The sequence below is a fragment of the Leptospira kirschneri serovar Cynopteri str. 3522 CT genome, assembly GCF_000243695.2.
GTDB lineage: Bacteria > Spirochaetota > Leptospiria > Leptospirales > Leptospiraceae > Leptospira > Leptospira kirschneri.
This window is the reverse complement of record NZ_AHMN02000004.1, coordinates 132583-147722: the sequence shown is the minus strand read 5'-3', so window position 1 is coordinate 147722 and position 15140 is coordinate 132583. Positions and strand designations below refer to the sequence as shown.

The 15140-nt window shown below is 36.8% G+C and carries 12 protein-coding genes and 1 pseudogene; 10 read left to right on the top strand and 3 right to left on the bottom strand.

Going from position 1 to position 15140, the window contains the following annotated elements:
• The first annotated feature begins 3 nt into the window (after positions 1 to 3).
• Both LEP1GSC049_RS223325 and LEP1GSC049_RS223330 read left to right on the top strand, forming a co-directional pair.
• Positions 4 to 1260, top strand: coding sequence for a 3-deoxy-D-manno-octulosonic acid transferase (locus LEP1GSC049_RS223325; RefSeq protein ID WP_004758360.1), 1257 nt, complete (start codon positions 4 to 6; stop codon positions 1258 to 1260).
• A 441-nt stretch (positions 1261 to 1701) separates the two neighbouring features.
• Complete coding sequence (locus tag LEP1GSC049_RS223330) at positions 1702 to 2661, top strand: hypothetical protein (protein WP_004755154.1); 960 nt, start codon at positions 1702 to 1704, stop codon at positions 2659 to 2661.
• Positions 2662 to 2739: 78 nt separating this feature from the next.
• On the opposite strand, the gene LEP1GSC049_RS223335 is transcribed toward LEP1GSC049_RS223330, so the two are convergent.
• Entirely contained in the window at positions 2740 to 3726 is a 987-nt protein-coding gene (locus LEP1GSC049_RS223335) for an APC family permease (RefSeq protein ID WP_016750334.1), read from the bottom strand.
• Positions 3727 to 3937: 211 nt separating this feature from the next.
• Here LEP1GSC049_RS223335 and LEP1GSC049_RS223340 point away from each other — a divergent pair, with 211 nt between their 5' ends.
• Positions 3938 to 4474: a DUF1564 domain-containing protein gene (locus tag LEP1GSC049_RS223340; protein ID WP_000365006.1), complete on the top strand. Its 537-nt coding sequence runs from the start codon at positions 3938 to 3940 to the stop codon at positions 4472 to 4474.
• Between the two features lie 375 nt (positions 4475 to 4849).
• On the opposite strand, the gene LEP1GSC049_RS223345 is transcribed toward LEP1GSC049_RS223340, so the two are convergent.
• A complete protein-coding gene (locus LEP1GSC049_RS223345) occupies positions 4850 to 6964 on the bottom strand; it encodes a sodium-translocating pyrophosphatase (protein WP_016748609.1) in 2115 nt (704 codons plus the stop codon).
• Positions 6965 to 7010: 46 nt separating this feature from the next.
• Between LEP1GSC049_RS223345 and LEP1GSC049_RS223350 the strand changes: the two genes are divergently transcribed.
• From LEP1GSC049_RS223350 to LEP1GSC049_RS2000000228150, 5 genes and pseudogenes are all read left to right on the top strand, one after another.
• Positions 7011 to 8195, top strand: coding sequence for a tetratricopeptide repeat protein (locus LEP1GSC049_RS223350; protein ID WP_004758346.1), 1185 nt, complete (start codon positions 7011 to 7013; stop codon positions 8193 to 8195).
• A gap of 871 nt (positions 8196 to 9066) precedes the next feature.
• A complete protein-coding gene (lsa14, locus tag LEP1GSC049_RS223355) occupies positions 9067 to 9510 on the top strand; it encodes an adhesin Lsa14 (protein WP_025178473.1) in 444 nt (147 codons plus the stop codon).
• Between the two features lie 22 nt (positions 9511 to 9532).
• Complete coding sequence (locus LEP1GSC049_RS223360) at positions 9533 to 9856, top strand: TRL-like family protein (protein ID WP_016748607.1); 324 nt, start codon at positions 9533 to 9535, stop codon at positions 9854 to 9856.
• Between the two features lie 5 nt (positions 9857 to 9861).
• Positions 9862 to 10200 (top strand): TRL domain-containing protein, encoded by a 339-nt coding sequence (locus LEP1GSC049_RS223365; protein ID WP_004762933.1) that lies wholly within the window; start codon positions 9862 to 9864, stop codon positions 10198 to 10200.
• 867 nt (positions 10201 to 11067) lie between these two features.
• A pseudogene (locus tag LEP1GSC049_RS2000000228150) lies at positions 11068 to 11287 on the top strand (hypothetical protein).
• Here the strand turns inward: LEP1GSC049_RS2000000228150 and LEP1GSC049_RS223370 are convergent.
• Positions 11284 to 12963, bottom strand: a complete 1680-nt coding sequence (locus tag LEP1GSC049_RS223370) for an alpha-glucosidase (protein ID WP_004753511.1) — start codon at positions 12961 to 12963, stop codon at positions 11284 to 11286. The pseudogene LEP1GSC049_RS2000000228150 and the gene LEP1GSC049_RS223370 sit on opposite strands and share 4 nt — an antisense overlap.
• A 232-nt stretch (positions 12964 to 13195) precedes the next feature.
• Between LEP1GSC049_RS223370 and LEP1GSC049_RS223375 the strand changes: the two genes are divergently transcribed.
• Both LEP1GSC049_RS223375 and purE read left to right on the top strand, forming a co-directional pair.
• The gene (locus LEP1GSC049_RS223375; RefSeq protein ID WP_004761684.1) at positions 13196 to 14596 is read left to right on the top strand and encodes a UDP-N-acetylmuramoyl-tripeptide--D-alanyl-D-alanine ligase; all 1401 of its coding nucleotides are present in this window, start codon (positions 13196 to 13198) and stop codon (positions 14594 to 14596) included.
• Between the two features lie 50 nt (positions 14597 to 14646).
• Complete coding sequence (gene purE, locus LEP1GSC049_RS223380; RefSeq protein ID WP_004758331.1) at positions 14647 to 15135, top strand: 5-(carboxyamino)imidazole ribonucleotide mutase; 489 nt, start codon at positions 14647 to 14649, stop codon at positions 15133 to 15135.
• Positions 15136 to 15140: the final 5 nt, after the last annotated feature.

Below are 15140 nucleotides of genomic sequence, written 5' to 3'. Positions count from 1 at the left end.
ACTATGATTTTTCTTTATCAAATCCTGACGATCCTTCTTCTGATTTTTGTTGTTCCGATTTCTTTCTTATTTCCTTCCGTGAGACTTTTTTTTAGAAAACGTTCTGCAGATAAGAAAAAAATTCTTTCCAAGCCGTTGAACCTTTCCGGTAAATATACTGTTTGGTTTCATGCGGCTTCGGTAGGCGAGTTGGACCAGTGTAAGGCTCTTGCACTTGAATTTAGAAAAAATGATCCGTCTGCATTTTTAATTCAATCCGTTTTTTCAGACAGCGTTCGAGATTCTCAATTAGAAGCATTTCCGGCAGACGAGACTTTTCATCTTCCGATCGATCTTCCTTTCAGTTATAACTGGATTTTCTCCCGTTTTCATCCTAAGGTTCTGGTTTTGATGGCTTGGGATACCTGGCCAAATTTAGTAATTTCTGCAAATAGATTTAACACCAAAGTAGTGTTAGGTTCTGCGGTGATCGGAAATCGTAAAAAAGGGATTATGGGCAAATTGACTAAATCCGTTTTTAAACATCTAGATGGAATTTTTCCTTCTCACGAATCTTTTTACGAAATTTTTCGTTCTTTGGTCCAGAACAAAATTCCGGTGAAGGTGTTAGGCGATACTAGATTCGATTCTGTTCTGAAAAAAATCGAAGACAATCCTAAAATTTTTAATAAACCTAAAAATTATCCGTATTCTAAAATTATACTTTTTGCATCTACTTACGAACCCTGCGAAAACTTAATCGTTTCTCTTTATGAACTCATTCGATCAAAAAATCCTGCTTTGTTGGACAAATTTGCGTTTTGGATTTTTCCCCATAAAACTTCTCCCGATAGAATTGTTTCTATAGAACACAAACTCCAAGACACAAATATAATTTACCAAACCTGGACCTCCACTCCTTTTGAAAACATGACGGCTCAGACAATCGTATTTGATGTGTTAGGAGTATTAGCATTTGCGTATCAAGCAGCAGACTTTGCCTATGTGGGGGGTGCGCTTCACAATAGAGTCCATAACGTTTTGGAACCAGCTACTTTTGGCCTGCCTCTGATGACCGGCCCTAAAATTTACAACTCTCCCGAGGCTATGATTTTGGAAAAATCGGGTGGTCTGTTTGTCGTTTCCAATGCACAAGATATTTTCAATGTTTTGAATATTCCTGAAACTGAACTTTTGAACATTCAAAATCGAAATCGAGAATTTGTTCAAAAAGGCAGAGGAGCCGCGAAAAGGTTATATGAAGAGATTCGGAAGTTATAATTGATTTAAACGGACTTCAATTTTTTCGTTCTCAATTCCTATCTTATTTTTCGAATTTTGTGGGAGTTCCTACAGGACGTGCAAACAAAAATTGGTTTGACTTTATGCAATTTCTCTGATATCGGGTTTTCTCCGAAAACTTCCTACAAAGCCCACCCTCGGGCGGGGCATCGCCTATTTATGGAAAAATTGTCGAGTTCTTACAACTGGCGGTGAACGTTTGTGGCTTACGGCACATTGTATCTTGGAGCCAATCGTACAAATTTTACCGGAACATCGATCTTGACATTCTAAAACTTCGCCAAACCTAAAGTGATCTTATAAACTGAACTGATATTTCAAACAACAAATCGTATCCTTTAGTATCGAATTCTCATAAATATAGGAAATTCAACGTGAATTCAGGTCGTTTTATATTCAAATGCAGGATGCTTAAACTCGATGTTTCTTCATAAACGAATTCGATTTTTTTGTTTTTTTATTTTTCTTTTATCTTTTGCAAATTGTCTCACCGCAACATTGCGTGAAGAACAAAAAAGAATGTCCTTTTACGAATATGAACGCCCGACTCTAGAGGGAATTCGAATTCTGCAAGACAGGAACTATCCAATATTAGAGCTATCTTATATAAGAGGAAACGAAAAAAAATTCAGTTACTATTGTGCACCTTCTCCCCAAGGGAACGATCAAAAAAAGGATATATATATTTACGATGTTCAATTTCGCAGATTCGAACAAACATGTGAATTCAAAAACGAAGATTCAAATCAGCCAATCCGGGTAGAAAAAGCGGAAAGAAAATTGTTTCTTTACGATGTTGGTACGGCGATCAACGATCTTCCTTGGTTGGACAGCGACGACACAAGTCTAACCATCTATCGCGGACCTTACCTAAGCAAAAAAATTTCGGACGTCAAGCAGGCTTGGACGGTAAAACAGCGTGATTTTGATTTTAAACTTTGTATCGCGGATTCAAAAAATAGAATTGCAGCTTTAGATTGTTCAAAACGCGAATACCAAAACAAATATGATCGTTTTAAGATATTAAATGTCTGTATTATGGCCGAATTCGACTGTTCGCAACAACCGAATTCGGAATCACTTTCTTTATCGAAAATTCCTAAGTCTCCTCCTACCTACTTTAGCACCACGCGAGGTTGGACTTACACTCACTCTCGGGACAAAAATTATGCGATTTGGCTGTCGCCTACCCAAATGATTTCCCCGATCGTCCTTATCAGTTTTGATCCATCCTTTAAAGCATTCTCTCCTACAAATCTGGTCGCCTATGGATTGAGTTATTTACTGTATCCATTTACGATTGTGATCGATGTTTTGACCACCCCGATTTTAATAGTGTATTTTACATATGCATTTCGGAATTTCGATGGTTTTTTCTAAGTTTAAATTTTTCTAATATTCCAATACAGCATTCGTGTTCCCAAATCATTTACGCTTGCTTATAAAACTAAACATGTTCTACCTCATCCCTTCTATCCTTTTTTTCAATATTCTCAAAATCGAATTTTGAATATCTCTCATCAAAAAATCTCCCCAAATAGACGCGTAAAAGTTAAAGTGAGTCGATAAGCGGTATTTACTTCGAAGATGAAGAGTTATAATTCCTGTTTCATTCGTTTTTAGATTTTCTTTATATTCTAATTCATATTCTCCTTGTAAAGCGTCGAAATATCTCCCTCCGGGTACTACATGAGAGTCTAATGTTGTTAACGGAATCAGATTCGGATCGGCCTTGATTTCGAATTTCAATTTTCGATTTCGATTCCACTCTGTGATAGTTTCATAAAATACTAATCCTTTTTCGAACCTCGCCTCTCTAACTCCTCCGATTCCTTCATAAGAAAGAGTAGCTTCAATCGGTCTGGGAAATCCCATTCGGTAAAAAAAGCCGGCTTCCGTTTTTTCGAGCTCGGGTATGCGGATGATGTTCTTCCAAATTTTTTCGGGTGTCGATTCGATCGTAATTTTCGTTTCGACGAATCTGATCTCGTTCGGTAATTCCCAATAAGTTTCGAAGTATCCAGTTATAAAAGGAAAACTTAAAATACCGAACACAGTAAGTAAATTCATTCTATGTCCCGGAAAAATATAGAACCAAATTCCCACTGCAATCCCACCCGCACTTGATAAAACAAGATAAACTGGAGCGCCCATTGCCAGACAGATGAGGCCTTCCCAATTTACCAGAAATGCACAATACATCGAAATAATAGTAGGTATCCAAGGATAAAAAATACGAAACGGAATCGGCTGTGGTTTTTCTTTTTCCAATCCATACACCGAAATAACTCCAATTAAGAAAGGAATCACAAAGAATCCGCCGTAAGTCATAGTCATTCCTAGATTTTTCAGGGATTCAATTTGAAATATATACTGTACAAAAATTGCATATAAGACGGAAATAATAGGAAAAATTATAATAGGTCGTAATAACAAATATAACATACCAACCAATAGACTTTTCCTAATTGAGTAGTCAGCTAAAAAAAACGTTTTGATACTTTTCAAAAACTAAAATCATCTCGAATCTGATTTCAATGTAAGAAACCCAATCTTGTTTATCAGTTTTAGTTCAAATTATTAATTTCTTATATTTTTTTCTTAATTTTTTTTAGAATCAAGTCCTTCATTTGTAATTTAATGAACCGTTTTGGATATGGACCTTCTTTTACTTTCTTCTCAAAAAAAGATTTTATCCGCCTTAAATGAAGGAGAAGTCGGCTCCGACTCTCTTTTAATTCCTCTCAGCTATTGGAATCAATTGAATTCGATTCAGAAAAAAGCTCTTTCTAAAAAACTTCCTTTTTTGTTAGAGAAATATACTAAATATATCTCTTCTTTAAACCGTCTGCATTGGAGAGCCGGAAAAATCAAATACAACTGGGGAGTTGGTGAGTTGAAGAAAATGACCATCCATGTAAATACTGGAGTTTGGGCTGTGTTAGGTGCATTGGCCGCTGCACATGGAGTTTCCAGGTGTTTTCTTTTTAACTATCTTCTCTGGTTAGAAGAAGTAGGCGTCGGAGATTCTATCGTAGACACGATGAACCGAGGAGTTCCTCAGTTCCATAAATCTTACAAAATGATCTGGACTTTAAATCTACGTAAAAATCAAATTTCCAGGGAGTTATTCTTCGAACCCAACCCGATTGCAAGCGAACATTCCTATTTTTTACCAGAACCAAACTTTTAAAAACCACTCAATCAAACTAAAACGAAAAAAATATAGAACTTCAAAACGCGTGAGCGATCGAGATGAAAATACTGCAATGCACCATTGATCATCTATATGCAACGTTGCAAATCCAAAGATTCTGGATTTTAGACAAAATCAAATGGTGCTTTGCAGATTGTAATCGAGAGCGCGACCTGTCGAGCGTTCTTAAAATAAGAATCCCACCTTTAAGACGTTATCTGGTTCATCAACTCCAATTGCTCGACAGGGCACGCCCTGTTCTGATCCGGTATTTCAAAAAATTCAACTTTCAAAACAAATCCATAAAAAAAGCCCTTTCTGCTTTTTGCAAAAAGGGCTTTCTAATTTCATAAAACTGTAATTTAGATTTTTTTAATGAAATATCCTAAATATCAACCCGCCTTGTTGAACGAAAAATTCCGCAAAAACTAAGCTTGTGATCGCCATCAATTTGATGAGAATATTGATAGAAGGTCCGGAAGTATCTTTAAACGGATCTCCTACGGTATCACCTACAACCGCGGCTTTGTGTTGATCCGATCCTTTTCCGCCCGCTTTTTTCTCAATGTATTTCTTTGCGTTATCCCAACCTCCTCCAGAGTTTGCGGCGGAAATTGCAAGTACAACACCCGCTACCAATGCTCCCGCAAGTACTCCGGCAAGAGTTTTCACTCCAAAAAGATATCCTATCACTATCGGTGTTAACAAAACGAGAAGCCCCGGAAGAATCATTTCTCGAAGAGCAGCGCTCGTAGATATATCCACACAACGTTTGTAGTCCGGTTTATTTTTCCCTTCCATAATCCCTGGGATTTCTTTGAATTGTTTGCGAACTTCCTCCACCATATCTACTGCGGCCTTTCCTACCGACTTCATCGTCATAGCAGTGAATAAGAAAGGTAGCATCGCTCCAAACATCAGTCCTCCAAACACTTCCGCGTTTAAAACTTCAAGACTTGTAGTATGAGTTCTTGTAATGAAGGCTGCAAATAGCGCAAGAGAAGTCAAAGCGGCGCTTCCAATCGCAAATCCCTTTCCGATCGCCGCAGTTGTATTTCCAGCCGCATCGAGTGTATCGGTTCTATCCCGAACTTCTTTTCCAAGTTCCGCCATTTCCGCGATTCCACCCGCGTTATCCGACACAGGTCCATAGGCGTCTATGGTAAGACCAATAGCGATCGTAGATATCATTCCCAATGCAGCGATCGCTATTCCATACATTCCAGCAAGTAGGTTCGCCGTTACAATCGTAATCACAAGAAGAATCACGGGAATCACGGATGAATGATATCCGAGAGACAATCCGTAAATGATGTTGGTCGCAGCTCCTGTGTTAGACGCTTCCGCCACTTCTCTTACAGGTTTATAAGAATGTGAAGTATAATATTCAGTTACGATCCCTATAAACATTCCGGAAAAAAGTCCAACCACCATCGAAATGTAAACGTCCCATTTTGTGATTGTTTTTCCCGCAATTTCAAAAGAATCCACCATGAAAGTTTTTGTTACAAAATACATGATTCCCGCGACTAGAAGCGTAGAAACCCAAAGTTGAACTTTAAGTGCGGATTCCACATTTCCACCTTCTTTGACTCTTGCAAGAAAGCTGGTTAAAATAGAAGCTGGAATTCCAAATGCGGAAATCAAAAGCGGATATAATAGTGCGTCTACAGATCCGGAAAGAGCCGAGGCAGTAGCACCAATTACAAGAGCCGCACAAGTAGCTTCCGCACACGAACCGAATAAGTCCGCTCCCATTCCAGCCACATCTCCTACGTTATCTCCTACGTTATCCGCAATCGTGGCCGGGTTTCTTGGATCGTCTTCTGGAATTCCTTTTTCCGCCTTTCCAACTAAATCCGCTCCTACGTCTGCCGCCTTTGTATAAATTCCGCCGCCTACTCTTCCAAATAGCGCCACAGCGGAACCTCCTAATCCAAAACCAGCTAAGGATTCCATGAGAAAATGTTTTTCTACATCTGGATGCATTCCAGTAAAAACAAGAAAAAGTACGATCATTCCTAAAATAGCCAGCCCTACGAGTCCGAATCCCATCACGGCTCCGGAATCAAACGCAACACGGAACGCTTTAGACATGGATGTCTTAGCGGCTTCTGCGGTTCTGACGTTTCCTGCAGTTGCAATTTTCATTCCGATAAAACCGGAAATACAGGAAATCAAAGCTCCCGATACAAAAGCAATTGCGGTATGAACTCCGTCGTTAAATCCTTCCGATCCAGGATTGTCTAACAATAGAACGATCAATACTGCCATAAAGGCAATAAACAGGGAAATGACTTTATATTCCCTTACGAGAAAGGCCATAGCTCCTTCGGAGATAGCGGATGAAATTTCTAGAAGCTTTTTCGTTTCTTTTTCGTTACCGCCTAAGGCACCTACTTTGATGGAAATGACTTTTAGGGTATAAACCACAGCAGTGACGATCGCCAAAATAGACATGGCGATAATTATCGTAACTGAATTCATTCAGTGAAACCTCTTGTTTTTTTTTAATGTTCCGATGTTTAAAAAGATGGGAAGAATTCTACCGAACAGACTGGCTGGGAGACTGCTATCCACTTGGCTCTTTTTTTTACTTTGCACAAGTTATTCAACGGTCTACGGGAATTCAACCTTTTCTTATTCGGAACTACTCAGACAAGCACAGGAAGAATTAAACCGGCTCCGATACGACGAAGCCCTTCAAAAATTAGAAATCGCGGATTCAATTGGAAATAAAAATACGGCGCTTTACTATGAGTTAGAAGGAAGGGTCTGGATCGGTAAAGGAGATTTAGTTACCGCTTTGAAAAGTTTTGAAAAAAGTATTTTACTCGATCCAAATCATTCTTCTCTGATGAACGAAATTTTTATCGGTTATGAAGAACTCAATAAACCCCTAAAAGCATTCCAATTTGCAAGACTCAGTCTTTCTAAAAATCCTGAAAACTCACCTCTTAGATACAAGGTTCTTGTTCTCAGTTCAAGACTTGGAAATTTAGAATATTACGATGAGACTTTAAACTGGATCCGAAAGAATAATCCCTATAAAGAGGATTTAGCCGCAATCGAATCAGAAATAAACAATTCTTACGAATCCGGAAGAATCGACGATACAATTTCTAAGTGTAGAAAATTCCTTCCTTTTTTTCCTGATAACTTACTCCTTCATAAAATTCTTCTTTTATCTTTGAGGAAAAAAAAATCTTCCGACTTGATCCAAGCTCTTTTAGATCGTGCCTCTATTTTTCGATCTGAACCTATCTTCGCCTACGAGTCCGCGTTGGAATTCCTACAAAATAGAAAGTTCAACGATTCTTTGGCTATGTCCAGACGAGCCTTTTTTTTAAGTCTCAAAAAAAATGGAAAGCCAGATAAAGAAATCCTTTATCCTCTTCATAGAATTTACAGGCATCAAGGTTCTGTTACAGATATTCAGGCGATTGAAATTCTTCAGGACATTGTGGAAAGTGGACGGAAGATCGACCCTGAATTTTTAGATTCTAAGCTCAACCAAACCGGGTTTAACCGAGAACTTTTACTTTTTTCATTGTTTTATCTTCAAATAAATTTTGGAAGTAGTTCCGACCACAAAGCGCAAGAATGGAAATCACAGTTTGCAAAAATCAGAAAAAAACAAGAAGAGGAAGACCTTTCTAAAATCATTTCTCCTTTTACTTACGATTCTGAAGAATCTTCCTTTTTGTTCGAAAGATAGCGCAACCTTTAAGATGTGTTTTTTTAAACCGAATGTGATCGACCTACCCCAAAATTAGTTTCACCTTTCTCTTTGAGAGAAATAAAATTATTAGATTTAAAATGTACCCATTTTCTACTTTTGAATATGAGTTGGTTACTAGAAAAACTTTTCCTAAAAGTAAGAGTTCCCACAATTTTAAATCCAATCTGTTAAATTCTGATTTGTAAAAGTACCCGCAAATTTTAGATAACCAGAGAAAGCACAAACCTTACTTCTAAAAGTAAAGACTAAAACAAATTCAAAAAGTAATTTAAAGTCTCAAAATCTATCTTAAATTAACGTGAGCCAGACATAAGAAAAAATTTTCTAAGAGTATGAGTTCCTACAATTTTAGGATTTGTTCATGAAATTCATGATTGCGGTAGTTTCCATATTTTAAGAATCGATCTGTAAAGTTCAAATTCCAACTTTTTTCAGAAAAGTGAATCATACTGAACTCACATTAAATTATAATTTCAAAATATTCTCGTCATAAAAATCAAATTGATTAGATTTAAAACACAAAGTGAAAATAATATAAAACGTCAGAACCTTTTTTTGTTTTCATCTTAAAGAACTAACATTTTCATTTAGATACAATCCTATTCATACAAATTAAAACGAATCATCTCACTAATAAATTTTAGAAGGTTTATTTTTACTTTACTTTGTATTTAAAAACTTTTTCAAAAAACACTTTTTTGTTAAAAAATTTCAAAACCTACTCCTTATAGGTGATTCTCTATTTACAAAAATATCACTTTTGTTATTATAGACCCGCCGGACATTACTTTAGAAATAATTGCAAGTAACGTCCGAGAATAATCAAACAAGAAATCCAGGAGAAAAAATGAAACTCAAATCACTACTTTTCATTTCTTTCATGACGATCTGGGCAGTTCAATGTACAGGAGTCAATGCTATGTACGTTTACGGACTTCGCCCCAATACAAACCCAACCAAAGACTATGGATTCATGTATCCTATCATCTCTAAAGGTGGAATGATTGTACATGATGGCGTAATCCCAGGTCAACTCGGAGACAATACAGAAAAAACTTCTATTGGAAAGGCTTGTTCTAAAAACATCCTATGGCTTGTGTCTTTTGGTGATTCTTCCATCGAAGCTGCAAAGGCAGATGGTAAAATTACAAAAGTAGCGAGCATTGAATACGAACAACTTGGAGTTTTGTACGGTGCTATCTATCATAAATTTTGTACTGTCGTAACCGGTTCAAACGCAGCTATAGAAACGAAAACAGATGCAAAATCTGCTACCGGAAAGAAAAAATAAGGAAAAAGGAAAAAAGGATCTTATGAAAAAAATCATCATCCTGACTTTAGTCGCCCTCGGCTTTTCGGTATTTTTATCGAATTGTGCCACTGGTCCTCAACAAGGAATGCTCGTTACATCTACAACCTTCCCAGGGGAAATCAATCGTTCCAACGAAGTTCCTACTGCTAAAAAAGCAGAAGGTTGTGCTCATAACGTTCTGTATCTAGTAACCTGGGGAGATGCTTCCGCGGGCCAAATCGCACTCGACAATAAAATTTCGAGAATCGCAACTGTAGATCATTCTACTTTTTCCGTTCTCGGACTTGTTTATAGCAGCTATTGCACCATCGTAAGTGGGGAATAATTAAAATGAAAAAATTTATCAGTCTGATTGTAATCTCTCTCGCGGCGTTTGTTGTTTCCAACTGTGCAACAAGTATTTTTCCAGCGTTGATTTTCAACTCTTCCAGCTATCACGTATCCGGAAATCCTATCGGAGGTCCTACGGATACAAAGATTGTAAAGAGTGGAAAGTCATGTAACCACTATTCGCTTTTGACATGGTATTTCTACTCCGGCGGAGAAGGAAGTATTGCAGAAGCAATGAAAGACGGTCAAATTACGAAAGTTGCTACCGTTGATAAGAGCACTTTCGGAATCTTAGGACCAATTTTCTCGAAAGAATGTGTAGTGGTTTACGGAGAATAAAAAGTAAAATTAACTTTTTAATTTTCGTATAAGTACAAAAATCAATTTTTAAAAACTCATTTCCTACGTATTACAACTTAAGACAATGAGTTTTTAAGTAGAATTCAATCTTTTAAATCGTTTGAGTATCTTCTTATTCAGTAAATAATGATGCTCAACGGTTTCAAATTTCTCCTTTTATCTTTTAGAACTATTTCTCAAAAGCGTGAAAACCTCATACGAGAAATTGGATCACGGAAAATATATTTAAAAATTTATAATATGGGTAAAACTATGGGAATCGTCACGTTTTACCGAATATTCAAAAGGATTAATTCCAAAATTCTAGTTTAGCGCATAGATTTCGTAGTTCAATTCTATTACTTCTTGAATTTACACGTTCATATAAGAATCCAAAAAATACTTGATTCTAACCTAAGTTCGACATAAAGAACCCATGATCCTGAATCTGAATTTTACAGACTGATCCTTTCAATGTAGGAGCTACCACAATTTATAAAATAGAAGTTTATAATAATTGAATCTGTCGTATTCAAGTGCGGGAACTATCTTAAAACTTAGGTTTGTCTGTAAAATAATATGAAAATTATTACAAATCACGATTTTACAAACAAATTCTAAAATTGTAAGAACTTATACTTTTAGAAAAATTTTTCAACCGCCGAAATCACGTTATTTTAATGTAAATTCAGCAAAAGAAAATTTAGATGAATAAAAAACTAAACCTTGGACTCAACAAAACGCTCGTCACGGATCGCGTTTTAGATCGTAGTGTTGCTCGTGAATTTCATAGCTTAAAATAGCTAACGACCACACTTCAAACTTAGTAATACCAAGCTATAGAAAAAAAATATTCGCTGAGTTTCAATGGCTGGTCACTCTGCAAGTATAATAAATCACTTTTACATTGGTTATACAGAAGAAACATTATTATTTTATAATGCCGACAAAACAGATTTTACTGATTATACACTGATCATTGAACACTTCGCCTATATTATAAGACGCAAAAATTCTGTTTCAAACAATGGATTTGTCCAAAGCAAATCCTTTTTTTGTAGAATACACATTTTTTAAAATATACTAATTACCTAATATAACTCCGGAACAAGGAGGCATCTTAAATTGATCAAATTCGTTATGATCGAAAGAAATTGTAGAGAAGAAATATTTTCTACAGTCCGTAGGATTGGAAAAAAATTTGGATTTTTTACCAAAATTAAAAACGACTAATTTACGTTCCTTACCAAATTCCCTTAAATAAACCAACATATCTTTTGGAACGTTTTCTTCGATCAATCTCAAAGAACCTTCTTTAAGAGCAGAACTTCCATTTCGAATATGAAGAACGTTTTTATACGTATTTAAAAGAGAATCCGAGTCTTCCGATTCGATCAAAACGTTACGTTCTCTATAATTACCGTGAACACGAATCCAAGGTTTTGCTCCTTGAATCGTAAAACCAGCGTTTGGTGAATCATCCCATTGCATCGGAGACCTTGCTCGATCTCGAATGATAACGTCTGCAAGTCCCAACAATTCGGAAAGTGAATCTCCTAACCAGCGATAGATTCTTGCAAGAGGATCCTGTGCCTCCGTCAATTTAATCGTCTCATTGGTCATTCCTATTTCTTCCCCATAATAAGTGACCGGAACTCCCCTCGCGGTAAATTGGAATAGAGCGACCAACTTTCCTTTTTCAAGATTATTATTGATTTTCATCATATAACGTCTTTGGTCATGGTTTCCAAAAACGTATGTGGGAACGTTCGGATACGGATATACTTGTTCCATTTTCTTTACAATTCCCTTAAAAAAACTAGTTTTGAACTTTAACAACAAGGTTTCAAATAGAAAGATTAGATTCAGACCGTCTTTTTTTTCGCCTAAGTAGCGTTTGATGATATGATCGTCTCCGGCTACTTCTCCTACCGCAAAACGGTCTCCATCGAACTCATCTAAAACGGATCTAAGTTCTTTCGCAAAAGCAAAGTTATTCGGATGATTCACAGTATGAACCCTACTCTGAAAATAACCGTCGTGATCATTTTCCGAAACGATATATTTAAATCGAAATGGGTTGTCCCTAAAATATTTGTCCTTATAAATTGCGTGAAAAATATCCAGACGAAAACCATCCACTCCCTTCTTAAGCCAAAAACGCAAAACGTCGAACATCGCCTTTTTGACTTCTGGATTGTAATAATTCAAATCGGGTTGAAAATCTAAAAAACTCGCAAGATACCATTGATCCGTATTGGAATCATAATGCCACGCCTTAGGTGTCACAAACGAACTCCAATTATTAGGAGGTTTATTTTTTCCTCTCCCGTCTTTCCAAATATACCAGTCTCTTTTGGGATTATCTCGGCTAGAACGGGATTGTATAAACCAATCGTGTTCAATAGAAGTATGATTCATCACCATATCAAAAACGATTTTCATCCCGCGCTTATGAACTTCCTTTATTAGCTTTTCTGCATCTTTTATAGTTCCGTATTCCGAAGCGATCGAGTAATAATCGCTTACATCGTAACCGTGATCCATTTGAGGGCTTTTATACAAAGGAGATATCCAAATTGTTTCAAACCCAAGATCTTGAAGATAATCCAACTTAGAAATGATCCCTGGAATGTCTCCTATACCATCCCGATTACTATCCGCAAAAGAGCGGGGATAAATTTGGTAAATCGTGGTTTTTTGCCACCACTTATCCAATTGATTGGGCGATTTTTTTTTGGAAGTTGATTTTTTAGAAGTCATATTTACTCGAGCTTTAATGGAATCAAAAATATAAGAATGAAGACTGTCAAGGCTGTATTCCGACAAATCTAACTGTCGATTCAGCTCCAACGAGTATCTATGACCAAAGTTTGAGTTAAAAAATTAATATTGTAAAAAGATCCCAACTCAGGCTGATATTTGAAAGAAACTCTTATACTGTCAAAGTTCATTTTAGAATTTTCAAAACATTCTCCCCCTACAACTTGGACCCATGAAATCGAACTTCTACTACGATCCGGAAACCATTCGCAGAATATTGGGATCGGCATCGGGAACTTGGTATCACAAAGAACCACTCATTACTACAATCACCACCTCATCCACAGAGGCTGAAGAAAATTCCCTTTTTGTACCTCTTTTAGGAAACAGAGACGGACACGAATTTATCAGAGACGCAATTTCCAGAGGAGCTACTCATTTTTTAGTCGAAGAAAATCATCCGATTTATAAAAACCTCAGCATAGAAGAGAAATCCAAAGCAATTCCCGTAAGAAACACGTTAACCGCTCTCGGAAAACTCGCGGCTTTTCATAGATCTCGTTTTAATCCGATCGTAATTGCGGTCACTGGTTCCAGCGGAAAAACGACTACGAAAGAATTCTTAGGAAATTGTCTTAAAAATCTAGAAGAACCAGCGTTAGTCGTAACCGAAAAAAATTATAATAATGAAATCGGGCTTCCGTTTACACTTTTTAGAATTTCCGATCATACCAGAATTGTAATATGCGAACTCGGAATGAATCATAAGGGGGAAATTGCAAGACTCAGCCAAATTGCAAAACCAGACTATGCTATCATCACTACAATCGGAACGGCCCATATAGAATTTTTAGGAAGTCAAAAAAACATAGCAAAAGCCAAAGGCGAAATCGTGGAAGGTTTAAAAAAGGGAGGAAAATTATTTTATCCAGGCACAGGAGAATATTCTAAAATACTAAAAAACAAAACTCGCAAACACGGAAATAAATTCGTTCTTACAAAACCGGACAAAATATTTTCTATTCTTCAAAAAAAATCTTCCGGATTCTTATTAGAATACAAAGATAAAAAAATCCAATGGAATCTGCCAGGTGAAAAACTTTTAGAAAACCTTTCTGTTGCTATCACATGTTTGGAAGAAATCGCTACTCCACAAGAATGGATTCAAGAAGGGATCCATACTTTCAAGTCCTCCAATAAAAGACTAGATTTACAAAATGGCAAATATTCCGTAATCAACGATACGTATAACGCGAATTACGAATCCATGATTTCCTCTTTGGAAGTCGCAGATCAACTCGCCGACGGAAAAGAATTTTACGCGGTGTTAGGTGATATGAAAGAATTAGGAGAATATTCCAAAGAGTTTCATAAAAAACTCGGAAAAAAATGCTCTGAGTTTCAAAACCTCAAGGGACTTTATACTTTTGGAACGGATGCTTTTTGGATTCAAGAGGAGTTTGTTAAGCGAACTTCTTCCCCCAGGTTCTGTGAACATTTTTCAGGAACACAGGAAGGACTTGCAAAACTTATTCATAAATTTTTGCAAACGATTCCGGAAGGTTCTATCGTATTAGCGAAAGCGTCTCGAGGAATTCAATTGGAACGTTTCGTAGAAGCGCTTCCGGTTTAATACTTGCAAACAAGTAAATCTAAAGAAACATCTTCCACAGGAGAAAATGTTTGAACACAAAAGTTGCAATCATTATGGGAAGCCATTCCGATTGGGAAACGATGAAAGAAGCGGAGATCATTCTTAAAGAATTTGGCGTTTCCATTCATAAAGAAATCGTTTCTGCACATAGATCTCCTGAACTTATGTTAGAATTTTCTAAATCTGCAAAGGAAAAAGGTTACTCCGTAATCATCGCAGGAGCAGGAGGTGCTGCTCATCTCCCTGGAATGGTTGCATCGATGACAACTCTTCCAGTTTTAGGAGTTCCAGTACAAAGTAAAACTTTAAACGGATTAGATAGTCTATTATCCATCGTTCAAATGCCAGGAGGAGTTCCAGTAGGAACCCTTGCAATCGGAACCGCAGGCGCCAAAAACGCTGGTCTGTTAGCAGTCAGAATTCTTGCACTTCAAGATCCTATACTTTCCGAAAAATTAGAACGGTATCGTAATCAAATTCGAGAAGACGCACTTTCCAAAAACAAGGATTTATTGTGAACAAC

What these genes read in the sequence shown, in the direction of transcription:
- LEP1GSC049_RS223325 (WP_004758360.1), top strand. Translation starts at nt 4, where the DNA reads ATGATTTTTCTTTATCAAATCCTGACGATCCTTCTTCTGATTTTTGTT.
- LEP1GSC049_RS223330 (WP_004755154.1), top strand. Translation starts at nt 1,702, where the DNA reads ATGTTTCTTCATAAACGAATTCGATTTTTTTGTTTTTTTATTTTTCTT.
- LEP1GSC049_RS223335 (WP_016750334.1), bottom strand. Translation starts at nt 3,726, where the DNA reads ATGTTATATTTGTTATTACGACCTATTATAATTTTTCCTATTATTTCC.
- LEP1GSC049_RS223340 (WP_000365006.1), top strand. Translation starts at nt 3,938, where the DNA reads ATGGACCTTCTTTTACTTTCTTCTCAAAAAAAGATTTTATCCGCCTTA.
- LEP1GSC049_RS223345 (WP_016748609.1), bottom strand. Translation starts at nt 6,964, where the DNA reads ATGAATTCAGTTACGATAATTATCGCCATGTCTATTTTGGCGATCGTC.
- LEP1GSC049_RS223350 (WP_004758346.1), top strand. Translation starts at nt 7,011, where the DNA reads ATGGGAAGAATTCTACCGAACAGACTGGCTGGGAGACTGCTATCCACT.
- lsa14 (WP_025178473.1), top strand. Translation starts at nt 9,067, where the DNA reads ATGAAACTCAAATCACTACTTTTCATTTCTTTCATGACGATCTGGGCA.
- LEP1GSC049_RS223360 (WP_016748607.1), top strand. Translation starts at nt 9,533, where the DNA reads ATGAAAAAAATCATCATCCTGACTTTAGTCGCCCTCGGCTTTTCGGTA.
- LEP1GSC049_RS223365 (WP_004762933.1), top strand. Translation starts at nt 9,862, where the DNA reads ATGAAAAAATTTATCAGTCTGATTGTAATCTCTCTCGCGGCGTTTGTT.
- LEP1GSC049_RS223370 (WP_004753511.1), bottom strand. Translation starts at nt 12,963, where the DNA reads ATGACTTCTAAAAAATCAACTTCCAAAAAAAAATCGCCCAATCAATTG.
- LEP1GSC049_RS223375 (WP_004761684.1), top strand. Translation starts at nt 13,196, where the DNA reads ATGAAATCGAACTTCTACTACGATCCGGAAACCATTCGCAGAATATTG.